7 protein-coding genes are annotated in these 13,329 nt (G+C 29.8%); 5 read left to right on the top strand and 2 right to left on the bottom strand.

The features are described 5' to 3' along the window. Positions 1-68 precede the first annotated feature (68 nt). The 5 genes from F3K33_RS24310 to F3K33_RS24290 all read left to right on the top strand — a co-directional run bounded on the left by F3K33_RS24310 (position 69) and on the right by F3K33_RS24290 (position 8,429). Entirely contained in the window at positions 69-1,343 is a 1,275-nt protein-coding gene (locus F3K33_RS24310) for a cadherin-like beta sandwich domain-containing protein (RefSeq protein WP_039770670.1), read from the top strand. 230 nt (positions 1,344-1,573) lie between these two features. Beyond that, positions 1,574-3,115: an N-acetylmuramoyl-L-alanine amidase family protein gene (locus F3K33_RS27015; RefSeq protein WP_039770672.1), complete on the top strand. Its 1,542-nt coding sequence runs from the start codon at positions 1,574-1,576 to the stop codon at positions 3,113-3,115. A gap of 50 nt (positions 3,116-3,165) precedes the next feature. Further along, positions 3,166-4,410, top strand: coding sequence for an N-acetylmuramoyl-L-alanine amidase family protein (locus F3K33_RS24300; protein WP_039770674.1), 1,245 nt, complete (start codon positions 3,166-3,168; stop codon positions 4,408-4,410). A gap of 144 nt (positions 4,411-4,554) precedes the next feature. Continuing rightward, positions 4,555-5,772 carry an N-acetylmuramoyl-L-alanine amidase family protein gene (locus F3K33_RS24295; RefSeq protein WP_039770676.1) on the top strand — a complete coding sequence of 406 codons (1,218 nt, stop codon included), beginning with the start codon at positions 4,555-4,557 and terminating at the stop codon, positions 5,770-5,772. An 872-nt stretch (positions 5,773-6,644) separates the two neighbouring features. After that, positions 6,645-8,429 carry an N-acetylmuramoyl-L-alanine amidase family protein gene (locus F3K33_RS24290; protein WP_039770678.1) on the top strand — a complete coding sequence of 595 codons (1,785 nt, stop codon included), beginning with the start codon at positions 6,645-6,647 and terminating at the stop codon, positions 8,427-8,429. Positions 8,430-9,534: 1,105 nt separating this feature from the next. On the opposite strand, the gene F3K33_RS24285 is transcribed toward F3K33_RS24290, so the two are convergent. Beyond that, a complete protein-coding gene (locus tag F3K33_RS24285) occupies positions 9,535-11,367 on the bottom strand; it encodes an O-antigen ligase family protein (protein ID WP_039770680.1) in 1,833 nt (610 codons plus the stop codon). Positions 11,368-11,673: 306 nt separating this feature from the next. Continuing rightward, positions 11,674-13,104, bottom strand: coding sequence for an undecaprenyl-phosphate glucose phosphotransferase (locus tag F3K33_RS24280; protein ID WP_039770682.1), 1,431 nt, complete (start codon positions 13,102-13,104; stop codon positions 11,674-11,676). Positions 13,105-13,329: the final 225 nt, after the last annotated feature.

Raw genomic sequence — 13,329 nt, 5'->3', positions numbered from 1 at the left:
CAAAAAATAATAGACAAGTATGCATACCTATTATTTATTTCGCGTGCTTAAAGTGGAGGGAGAACATTATGAATAAAAATTTGAAAAAAATAGTTGCAATTGCATTAGCAATAGGAGCTATCTCAGCAGTAGCGCCTGCAACAAATATAAATTTCTTAACTACAAAAGCTTATGCATCATCTGATGACGATTCAAATGATGAGACTGAACTTGAAAGCTTACAATTGCTTACTGAAAGCGGAAGCAAAATAAAGCTTTACGAAAGCAGTAGCTATGATAGCGATGATAAAGTTGATGCAGATGATGTGGAGGCTGGTGAGAAGTATTTTGCTAAGACTTCATCAGATACTATAAATATAGATATAGACGGACCAAGTTCAAAATATGTTAGAGTTTTTAAGGGAACTTCAGATTCTACTAAAGGTAAAAAAATAAGTAGTGATATAAGTTTAGATAAAGATTCAACTACGACTCTTACTGTAAGAGTATATGATGAAGAACCAGATGATGATGTAAGATATGAAGATGACGATTATTCAAGTGAATATACAATAAAGGTTAAATGTACAGCTGATTCTTCGGATTCAGATGATGAGGATTCAAGTGACAGTTCAGATGATTACGATGATATCTACCTAGATAGACTTAGTGTAGATGGTCAAAGTATAAGTTTATCTAAATCAAAAGTTGAATATACTTATAATGTAAGCAGTGATACAGATGAAGTGACAATTAAAGCAACTCCAGAAGATGAAGATTATGACGTTACAATAGATGGCGATAGTGTAGATGATGATGATAAGTACAAATCAGATGTAGATTTAAAAAAAGGTGAAAATAAAATCAAAATTGAACTTGAAGATGGTGATGATGAAAGAGTATATACATTAATCATAAATAGAGGAGGCACATCATCAACTACAGGAAGTACAACAAATACAGCTTCAGGTTCACCAAGCAGTGCAACTGATGTTGTAGCAACTGTTACAAATAAATGGGTACAAGTTGGCGGAAACTGGCAATATAAAGATGCAACAGGAAATACAGTGAAAAATACATGGGTTCAAAATTATTTTGTACAAGCTGATGGAAATATGGCTACTGGGTGGTTAAATTATAGTGGAAAGTGGTACTATCTAGGTTCTGATGGAGCAAGAAAAACAGGATGGCAACAAGCAGGTGGAAAATGGTACTACCTAGACTCAGAAGGTGCAATGCAAACTGGATGGGTTAGAGATTTAGGTAGTGGAAAGTATTACTATTTAAATAGCGATGGATCTATGGCTTATAATACAATGATTGGTAAATATAAGCTGGGATCAGATGGAGCTTGGATTAACTAAGAATATAAATAGTATAATAACTGAAAAAGCAAAAGAACGTTTATTTAATAGACGTTTCTTTTGCTTTAAATAAATATATTTAGCAGTCGCAAATATATTTACAATATTTTATATTAGTGGTAATATTACTAAAAAACTCAAAAGGCCTACTTTAATTGTTAATCCTGATATATAATTAATTAAGGATGTATTTACTAATTAAATATATAAGTAGAAACGGGGGAAATAAAATGAAGAAAAATATGATTAAAATAGTTTCAATAGCGTTAGCTCTTGGAATCGTTTCAGCAGCAGCGCCTGCTACAAATATAAATGTATTAACTACAAAAGCTTTTGCAGCAACTGATAACGATGATGATTATTTAGATCGCTTAGAATTAAATGATGAAGACGGGAACAATATAAAACTATATAGTGATAGCGATTATAGCAGTAAAGTAAATGCCAGTGATGTAGAAGAAGGAGAAACTTATTATGCAAAAACTTCATCAGATACTGTAAGTATAAAAATTGATGGGCCTGATGAAGACTATGTTAGAGTGTTTAATGGAACATCATCTTCTTCAAAAGGAAAGGAGGTAGGGGAGGATGTTGATTTATCAGATGATTCTTCAACTACAACTCTTACTATAAAGGTGTATGGCAAAGAACCAGATGATAATATGAGATACAAAGACAATGACGATTATAATGTTTTAAGTACATATAGGATTAAAGTAGAGAACGCAAATTATAGTCAAAGCAAAAATAAGGATAATATTTATTTAGAAAGACTTAGCGTAAATAATAATAAGGTTGAGTTATCAAAATCAGAATCAACTTATACTTATAATGTTGCTAGTGATGTAAAGAGAGTAACAATTAAAGCAACACCAGAAGATGACGATTATGATGTTACTATTGATAATAAAAATGTTCAAAGTGCAGATAACTATAAAAAAGAAGTAGATTTAGATGAAGGCACAAATGAGTTTGAAATAGAACTTGAAGATGGTGATAAAGATAGAGTATATACTTTGATAATAAATAGAGGAAATCCTTCATCAAATGGTACAAGCTCGCAAGATACAGCAGAGACAGAGCATCAAGATAGTATTTACCTAGATAAACTAAGCATTGATGGCAGACTTTTCTCATTATCGCAATCACAAGTAAATTATAGTTCTAATGTCCCTAGTGATGTAAACAAAGTAACAATTAAGGCTGAACCAGAAAAAGATTTTTATACAGTTAAGGTTAACGGTGATGAAGTATTTGAAGATGATGATTACAAGACAACAGTTAATCTAAAAGATGGTGAAAATAAAATTAAGGTAGATGTTAAAAATGAAAATAGTGATGAAGAAAGAGTTTACACTTTGACTGTAATTAGAGGAAGTGTGACTTCAACACAAAATAATAATGGATCATCTGCAGCTAATCAATGGGTACAAGTAAATGGAATATGGAAGTATAATGATGCATCAGGAAATTTTGTTAAGAATACTTGGGTAGGAAATTATTACTTACTTGATAACGGAAATATGGCTACTGGATGGTTAAATTATAACGGAAGCTGGTACTATTTGGGAAGTGATGGAGCTAGAAAAACGGGCTGGCAGTTAGTGGATGGAGCTTGGTATTATCTAGATTCACAAGGTAAGATACAAACAGGATGGATTAAAGATTCAAATGGAAAGTATTATTACTTAAATAGCAATGGTGCCATGGCATATAATACAACAGTAGGCGGATATAAATTAGGGTATGATGGTGCTTGGATACAAAAATAGAAATCACCAGATTAGAATGAGAATGCATAATAAAAGTGGAGGGATAGACTATGAATAAAAATATAAAGAGAGTGATTGCAATTGTACTAGCTATAGGAACAATTTCAGCGACGACACCAGTTTCGAAGATAAATCTATTAACTACAAGGGCTTATGCTTCGACTACTAATGATGAAAGTACATTGGATAGTTTATCATTAGATGATAGTGATGGTAATAATGTAAAACTTTATGATGATAATGATTATAAGAATAGAGTTAAGGAAAATGACGTTCATGAAGATGAAACATATTATGCCAAAACTTCATCAAAAACTGTAAGTGTAGATATAAGCGGGCCAGATGATAATTTTGTCAGAGTATTTAGAGATAGTTCGGATTCTACTAAAGGTAAAGAAGTAGGAGATGATATTCAGTTAACAGATAAATCAGTTGTTACTGATCTTATTATAAAGGTATATGGGAAAGATCTAGATGGTGAGACTGTAAGAAATAATGAACATGATGACGATGAGTATAATCTGCTAAATACATATGAAGTAAAAGTGAGACATGTAGACGAAGCTGATTCAGATAAAACAGATTTTGATGATATTTATTTGGAGAGACTTAGCATAGCTGGAAGTACTATAAATTTATCAAATTCAATAACTAAGTATACTTATAATGTAGATAGTAATGTGAACCAAGTAGCAATAAAAGCAACACCAGAAAATGATAACTACGATGTTACTATAGATGGTGAAGATGCTGATTATGATGATAATTATAAGAGAACTGTTAATTTGGAAAAAGGTCAAAATATCATAAAAGTAGAAATTGAACATAATAATAAAGATAGAGTATATACTTTAATTATAAATAGAGGAAATGTTTCTTCAAGTAATACAAATAATGGTTCAACTAATACTAATACAAATACAGGAAGTAAAGATGTTAAGGCTAATCAATGGGTACAAACAAATGGAATATGGCAGTATAATGATGCAGAAGGAAAAGTAGTAAAGAATAGTTGGATACAAAATTATTATTTAAATGCTGATGGAAATATGGTTACAGGGTGGTTAAATCTTAATGGAACCTGGTATTACTTTGGAACAGATGGAGCTAAGAAAGTTGGATGGCAACAATCAAGTGGAAAATGGTATTATCTAGATTCAGAAGGAAGAATGCAGACTGGATGGGTAAAAGATAGGAACGGAAAATATTATTATTTAAATAGTGATGGGTCTATGGCTTATAACACTAAAATTGGTGTATATAGATTAGGCGCTGATGGGGCTTGGATTAAATAAATTTAATTTTAATCGGGTTAAAAATAAAGAACGCTTATGAAATAGGCGTTCTTTATATTATTTTATATAAGGCAGAATAAAAAAATAACCATGGTATTTTGAACTTGTTATTTTATTTCATATGCCTAAAAGGAGAGGTAATATATGAACAGAAATTTGAAAAAAATAATAGCCATAATATTAGCTGTAAATACTATTAGTACAATTGCACCAGTAGCTAATTTGAGTCTACTAACTACTAAAGCTTATGCAGCTAATAAAATAACTAATTTAACAGTAGAAGATTCAAACGGAGATAATATGTCTCTTTATAGTGAGAGTGATTGTACAGATAAGCATAGGGTAGACAGTGATGATGTACAGCCTGGAAAGACCTACTATACCAGAAAAACTTCAGCAGATGAAATAAATATAGATGCAGATGGGGTGGATTCAGATAATATAAGGGTATTTGAAGAAACATCATCAGATACTGAAGGAAAAGATATTGGAGAGGATGTTGACTTATCATCTGGAACAAATGTTATTACCGTAAGAGTATATAACGGAGATCCGGGAACAGTAAAATATAGTGATAATTCTTATGTAAATGAATATAAGATTAGAGTAAAATATTCTGAATCAAATGATGATGACGATGAAGATTCAGATAATGTATACTTAAGCAGTATTACGTTAATGGGAGGGAATATAGACTTCTCAAAAAAAGTTTATACTTATGACGTGCAGGTTCCAGAAGATTTAAGTAAAATTACAATACGTGCAAGGCCTGATTGCGATAGCGGTAAATATGATGATTATAAGGTAAAAATAAATGGAGTAAAAGTTGATAAAGATGATAAATTTAAGGATGATGTATCATTAAATAAAGGGAAAAATGTAATAGACATAAAAGTTGAAGATGATGATGATAATGAAAGAGTATATACTTTAAATATTACTAGAGGTAAAGATAATTCAAATAATAACTCTAAAAGCAGTGAACAAGCAGAAGTTACCAAAACAAGTCAATGGGTTCAAGTTGATGGGAAATGGCAATACAAAGATTCAACAGGTAACTCAGTAAAGAATACTTGGGTGCAAAACTATTTTGTACAAGCAGATGGGAATATGGCGACAGGTTGGCTGAATAATAATGGAAAGTGGTACTATCTAGGCGATGATGGAGCTAGAAAAACAGGATGGCAATTAGTAAATGGAAATTGGTATTACTTAGATTCACAAGGAACAATGCAGGTTGGATGGATTAAAGATATAAGTAATGGAAAATATTATTATTTAAATAATGATGGGTCTATGGCTTATAGCACAACAGTTGGTGAATATAAATTAGGATCAGATGGAGCTTGGTACAATAGATAATAGGAAGAAAAATTTTATTTAATAGATATAGGCAAACAGAATGTAATTTAGAATTATGCGATAATCCACAGAAAGAAGAAACATTGTTATTTCGCAGGACTATGAAAATTTCGCTGAAAGTACTAAATTGCAGGTTGCATTACTAATGCTTGTTCCCAATTTCATTGTGACAAGCATTAGTAGAACAACCTACAATTAAGAACTTTTGACAGCTCATTTTCAATGCCTGCTGCATAAAAATGTTTCTTCTTTCTAGTTGGGATATATTTCATAGTATAAATCCAACCTATAATTAGTTTATCTATATGATACGGAAATGATATTTGACTAAAAATGAAAAAATTAAATTTATACAAAAAAGGTACCAAAATGAATTTAAGCAGTTGTATTGTATAATGAAAGCTTATTTGGATAGTTATAGAATATATTCATTTAAGATGAATTATATCCAAGTAGATCAAAATTATAAAAATAGAACTATAAAAAGCTTAATAATACAATTTTACTTGTATATATTAGTTAACTTAGAATTTAATGAATTTATTTTCTAATATTGACTAAAAAAATATATTTATATATTTTTTAAAAAAAGTACCCAAAGTGAATTTTGGCATTGTATTATTTAGTGATATTACAGTAAATACTAGGAAGAACAGTAAATTATGAAAGTTAATAGCATTTTATGTACAAGCATTATGTAATGTGGTATCATGTTATAGTTAATGTAAATGTGTAATAAATTACATGTGATTTATTTAATTACTAAGAAATTTATACAGGAATATACATTAGTAGTTATTATATAACTTTACATAGTTGTACAATAATGCTATAATTTATCTGAATTTTAAAATTTAGGAGGAAAAGAAATTATGTTTAAAAGAGCAAACAAAATTACATCTTTATTAGTAGCTGCTGCTTCAGTTATGGCTTTAGTGCCTGCTTATGCTGCAGACGTAAAGAAAGTTGATTCAGAAGACGGTACTGTATACAATGCAGTAGCATACAAAGACGGTAAATTCTTTGTTGATGGAGAAATCAACGATGATGAAGAAGCTTACTATGTAGCTGACGGGAAATTCAACAAATTAGATGATGTTGATTCAGGAGATGAAGCAAATCTATTTGGAGAAAAATACTTAGATGTATCAGACGGAGACTACACTGTTGATTTAGATAAAGGTAGTGTAACTGATGATGACGTAGTTGGAGATACTGCAGATGATGCTGCAGCAGCTTTAAGAAAGAAAATCAAAGATGACACAGACGATAGATATGATGAAGATAAAGCAGATGACATAAAGAAGGAAGAAGATCTAACTTTAATTCCAGGAGCAAAATACGGAAAAGTTTGGTATTCAACTACTTATGATCAAACAGCTGGTAAAACTGCTAATGCTACTGCAGGTTCATTCAATGTTTTCACTGACACAGATGGTAACTATATAGATGCAGACTATAACTTAGGAAAATTAAAAGTTACAACAACTGCTACTGGTGCAAGCGCAGATAAGACAGTAACTATCGAAAATACAAATGATACTTACGATACTCAATCTGGTGAAAAAGCTGATGGTACAAAAATTAATGGTAAAGATGGATTAAGTGCTAGTGTTAAAGACAGCAAAGTGTTAACACAAGATGCTGATTATATCTACAGACTTGTAACTGTAACAGTTAAGACAACTAATGGTGCTGGAATAACAGAAATCAATGATATTAAATTAGGTGATATTGAAAGTGATTCAGTATTTACTGTAGGAACTGATACTGTATCATTCCCAGCTATTCAAAAAATATCAAAAGCACAAGATTCTGATGATGTAGATGGAGCTAAATATGCTAAAACAGTAACTACTTATGCTTTATCTAATGATTCAGGAAGCAAATTAGATGAACAAGGTTTATTCATAGATGGTAATGGAGATGCTGTTACTACAACTAAGTATACTGTAGCTAATGGAAAACTTATAGCTTACAATACTGATATTAATAGCAATAAGAAAGTAACTGTTGACGCATATACATTAAAGACAAAAGGCGGATACTACTATGCTGATGAAGAAGATAAGAGCGAAGAAGATTGCGAAGTAAGTGCTCAAGATAGCAATACTGCAGCTGTTCAAACAGACGTTGATGGAAATCTTTGGAGATTAGATGGTGGATATATCTACAAATTCGATAACACTGATGATTGGGATAAAGTTTACAAAGTAGACGGATCTTTCGATGAATTATCAGTTTACGATAAAGACAACATGGTTGCTTGGAGCGAAGATGATGATGTATATTCATTAATCGGAGGAAAGAGCGATGATAATAAGGGTGATGACCAAGGAACAACTCCTGTAGTTAAAGCTGGTTGGGCTCAAACTTCAGCAGGATGGACTTATGTTAAAGCTGATGGAACTAAAGCTACTGGATGGTTACAAGACGGTGGTGCTTGGTACTACTTAAAAGCTGATGGTACAATGGCTACAGGTTGGATTCAAGATGGAGCAACTTGGTACTACTTAAACGGATCAGGTGCTATGCAAACTGGTTGGTTAAATGATAACGGAACTTTCTACTACTTAAATGGATCAGGTGCTATGTTATCTAACACAACAACTCCTGATGGATACTATGTAGGAGCTAATGGAGCTTGGGTTAAATAGTTTTAATCTGAACTTATTAGATAAATAAAAAAGGACAAGGCTTAGCCTTGTTCTTTTTTTATCAATAATATTATTATATAATGAATTTACATTTGAAACTCTAATGGGCTAAGTGCTAAATTAAGATTAGAAAGTAGAAAATTAATTGTGATATATTAGAGAGAATAAAAGGATTTTATGATAATAAAAACATGGTAAGATATGATAACAAATAGGGGTAATTCCTGTTTAGAGAATAGGTAATTTAATTCACTTATATTGTGTGCATGTATCATCATTTAGACATATTGAAATAGATTCCTAAGAGTTTTAGGATTAGGATATATATTTTGTCTATATTCATATTAATATCAGGCTTGCTTGCAACGTTCTAAATTGAGAGCCGCTATTATAGGGTAATTTATTTAAGAAATCCCGCTATATTATAGTTAACTTGAATAAATTAATAGGCTTTAGTAGTGAATCATATGATGACCATTTTTAGCCTTACTTTCAAGTTATAAAACCATTCTTAGATTTCCTATCAATAATATTTATTATTTCGTAATAATAAAATTTTACTGCAATCATTTGTGTTAGTTTATTTTATATAAGTTTTTTATCTTTTCTTTATTGTTAGTATTTTAGCATTTTTATGTAATTCTATTGGCAAGCGAGTATTTTAATATCTAATAAGCTATGGTGAGTATGATCGCATAAGATTGTAATACAAACGCCGTAGTATGATGGAACCTATCATCCTTAAGTTAATGACTAATGCTGTAAATTAGAGAATGGGTGAAGTTGTGTGTTATTTTCATTAAATTCAATTGATAAATTTCTTATGCCTTAGGAGATAAGGGTTTTAATTTATGAAAAAAGACTGTATTAATGATTTTATAAATAGTGATCGAGTATTGGTAAGATACATTTTAATATATTCTCTTTAAAGTATTATTTGCTGGGAGAATTACATCTACTATATATAATTTGCATTCAATAATTTATCTCCAAAGCGAATAATGATAGAAATATGTTTCTTTTATTTAAGTTCTATTCTCAAATAAGATGAAAAAATAACCAAGAAGTAATCTGTATTCCCTCTTGGTTATTTAATGTTAACTTATTATTTATTGCTTTTCTTACGAAGATTTTCTCTGTTCATAAAATTAATTGCGATGCCAACTCCGAAAAGTATCCAAAATATTGGGGCTACACCTACAACTGAATCATTAAATATTCCAGCGAATAAGTATCCAATAATGCCTAGGCAACTAATAGCACCTAACATCTGGTTTTTATCTTCAAAGGTGTTTTTAAGTGCATAAAGCTTTATACTATCAATAATGTAAATAAGCAGCATTGCTATAAATCCTAATAAGGCAATTACACCATAATTTATAGCTATTTGCAAATAAAGATTATGAGCTTTGTCTACAACTATATTTGGAGTATCATAAGCATAATATTTACCTATTAAATCACCTTGTGGAAAGTCAAACACAAAAGTATCAGGACCAGTTCCAAGTATCATAGTGTTTTTTATGAGAGGAAGAGATCTAGACCAAATGTAACCTCTAGAAGATCCTAATTTTTCTTTACCTTTAAATCCAAAGGTTTCAGGAGTTTGTAAATCAATATAATTCTTCGTGCTCATATCTATTAAGTGAAATACTTTATTGTCATTTAACTTAAATAGGAAAGTTGGTTGATTGTTTATATTTAAAAGAAGTGAGTCGCTAATAACTGACTTCTTATCAAGCTTTCCAAATGCAAATGTGATATTTTTAAAAGCTTCACTATCTGTTGATAATACTTTGCCATTTAAAGCATATGGAACAACTTCACCATTTGAATTTTTAAATACAGGATTACCACTTTCATAAGTTATTCTTAAAGTATCATTAGGTAATACAACTTCTGTCGTTGAGTCAATATACTTAATGTCTTTTACAGGAGTATAATTTGTATAATCTAAATCACTAGTATCTTTAAAAATACTGAAAGCATCTGATGCTAAGCTAGGAATTCTTTTGAAAAGACTTCCTTTAGATGCGAAGTTTGCGCCAACAAGCAATATAATTAAGGTGACAACACCAATTAATAGGCCTTTCCAACGTTTAATAAGAGGTTTATAAAATATTATAATACCAAATATTAAAGCACCTAATACACCAACAATTCCCGAACGTGCAGTACTTCCAAATAAAAGCCAAAATGAAAGAAGAGTACCGATAAATGACAGTATTTTATACATAACATCATCTTCGAAAATTGTATAACAAAATAAAATAGGTAGAGCAATTGATACAAAACTTCCCATGTAATTATAACTAGCTAAAGTACCATAAATAGTTCCTTTTTCATTAAGTAAATCTATGCCTGAATTTGAACTAGCACCCGCAATAGAAGCACCTAAAGAAGTTTTAATTAAGTCTTGTCCGATATATTGAAAAAGGCCTAAAAATGAATTGATAAATACTAGAATCAAAAGCGGAGTAATAATATACTTATAATTATTAGTAGTTTTAAAAGTATAAAGCGAGTATAAAAAGAGAATTATGTAACACGCAATAGTTATAAATCCTTCAGCTCTATCAAATATTCCCCAAAAGGATACTTGTCTATATTTTGAAAATATTGCAGATAGAAATGTAAAAAGTGTAAATACGCCACATGCGATTAGAATATAGTTAACTAACTTATCTTTTCTACTAAATATTTTCTTGAAGAAAATAACACAAGTAATAATTAATATAACGGAAAATATCATTAAAAGAAGAGCTTTTCTTTGTGAAAACAAATCCGCTTTAACTGTAACACCCCATATCTTAATTGCATTTTCATCAAGTTTAACAGCTGCTACTCGAACTATTATAGGTACAATACTTAATATAAATGCAATAGGTAAAAAAAAGTTAAAGGACTTTTCATTAGAATTGTTTCTGGAATTTGTCATTTTCTACACATCCTAATATTTTTATTTTTGTAATTTACAAATGTTAATATGTAATATTATAGCACCTTGATAATGTTGTTGTAAATGATGGTATAGGCCAATGAAAATTGATAACATTTGACTAAAGATCATTATCAAAGGATTTTGGGTGTCAACTAATTTTAATAAGTATACATAGTATTATAAAATACATCAATATTATAAAGTTTTAGGTAAATTGGTGAATAATATTTTGAAGATTAAATTGGATTAATAAATCGCAAAAGAAAAGTACCTAAAAAGGTACTTGAAAATCAAAATAGGTATTTATAGTTTTAAATCTAAATCATTGTTTTCTGTAAGTGCATCGTTTTTGATGATTATTTTTTCATTATTTTTAAAGCCTTTAAAGGCTGTTCTAAATAATATAGTTATATCCATTAAAATAGTCCAATTTTCAATATATTGTATATCAAATTCTATCCGTTTCTTTATTGAAGTATCACCTCTGAATCCATTTACTTGAGCCAATCCAGTTATTCCAGGTTTAACTTGATGTTTCACCATATAAAGAGGAATTTCATCTTTGAAATTATCAACAAAGTAAGGAAGCTCAGGTCTAGGACCAACTAAACTCATATCGCCTTTTAATACATTAAAGAATTGAGGCAATTCGTCTATAGAAAATTTACGAATAAATGATCCAAATCTAGTTTTTCTGGGATCATTATTTGTACTCCATCCAGTTTCTTCATTGGAGTTAACCTTCATAGATCTAAATTTATACATTGTAAATAAGCTTTTATTTAAACCTACACGTTTTTGCTTAAATATAATAGGTCCATTTGAAGTAAGCTTGATGATTAAAGCAGTAACTAGCATAATAGGGCTAGTACAAATTATTAAGGATAGAGAACCAACTATATCTAAGGCTCTTTTTATAAATGCATTTCCAAAGTTGTCCAATGGTATTCTTCGAATATTAATAAGAGGAATACTTCCTATTTGATCAATATAAGGTTGACTAGGAATGTATTTATAACAAAATGGAATTATTGATATTTTAGTACCGCTTTTTTCACAATCTGAAACTATGTTTTCTATATATTTTGCATCAGATATATCAAGAGCACAAACAACTTCATCAGGTTTATATCTGTCCAAAACTTCATACAAATCAGAATAATTTCCGAGCTTTTTGCCTTCGGAATTTGAAGTGTTAGCAATATATCCAGAGTAGCTATATCCAAAATTCCTATTGCTTTTTATAACTTTTAAGTATTCATCAGCAACGTCTCCAGCGCCTACAATAATTACATGCTTGAGGTTTAAGCCTTTGGATCTAATTTTTGCTAAAGTTCTCCTCAATAAAAATCTTTTTGCAATTATTAAAATAATATTTACAAAATAAAATATAATAATAACCCATCTTGATATATCATGCACTAATTTAAAAGCAAACAATAGAGATAAAAGAAGTGTGGTTATTATTGTATTTGCTTTAATAACCTGACTACACTCCTTAATAAATACTGTTGTCCTGAAAGAATGATAAAGATTAAAGAAGTTAAAGACTATGAGATATATTGGAACTATTATTACCGAGAATTGAATGTATGTAATTAACTTTATGTATTGCGTATCAGTGGAGAAAATATAAAAACGGATTAAGTATGCTAAAGTCATAGATATAAATAATATTGCAACATCAGAAGCGGCATTAATTTTATTTAGGAGATTTTGATTTTCTTTTATCATGATAATCGTCCTCCATCAAATGATTAGTTAAGTCTCTCAACTATAAAAATGATATCATTCTATTAAATATTTTTCAACAAATTGTGAACACGATATTATAGAGTGGTTAAACATTTAAGGAAAAGAGTTAAATTTATAGCGAATTATTGTGATAAAAATGATAGGTTAAAATAGTAATCAGAACCTGTAATTACTTAATTTAAATAGGACGAGTACTTTGACAAT

Source organism: Clostridium beijerinckii (genome assembly GCF_008705175.1).
GTDB lineage: Bacteria > Bacillota > Clostridia > Clostridiales > Clostridiaceae > Clostridium > Clostridium beijerinckii.
The sequence above is the reverse complement of the archived record's forward strand: the minus strand, read 5'-3'. Positions and strand labels throughout refer to the sequence as shown.

Excerpts from the sequence above, each read along its gene's own strand:
- F3K33_RS24310 (WP_039770670.1), top strand. The coding sequence starts at position 69 with ATGAATAAAAATTTGAAAAAAATAGTTGCAATTGCATTAGCAATAGGA.
- F3K33_RS27015 (WP_039770672.1), top strand. The coding sequence starts at position 1,574 with ATGAAGAAAAATATGATTAAAATAGTTTCAATAGCGTTAGCTCTTGGA.
- F3K33_RS24300 (WP_039770674.1), top strand. The coding sequence starts at position 3,166 with ATGAATAAAAATATAAAGAGAGTGATTGCAATTGTACTAGCTATAGGA.
- F3K33_RS24295 (WP_039770676.1), top strand. The coding sequence starts at position 4,555 with ATGAACAGAAATTTGAAAAAAATAATAGCCATAATATTAGCTGTAAAT.
- F3K33_RS24290 (WP_039770678.1), top strand. The coding sequence starts at position 6,645 with ATGTTTAAAAGAGCAAACAAAATTACATCTTTATTAGTAGCTGCTGCT.
- F3K33_RS24285 (WP_039770680.1), bottom strand. The coding sequence starts at position 11,367 with ATGACAAATTCCAGAAACAATTCTAATGAAAAGTCCTTTAACTTTTTT.
- F3K33_RS24280 (WP_039770682.1), bottom strand. The coding sequence starts at position 13,104 with ATGATAAAAGAAAATCAAAATCTCCTAAATAAAATTAATGCCGCTTCT.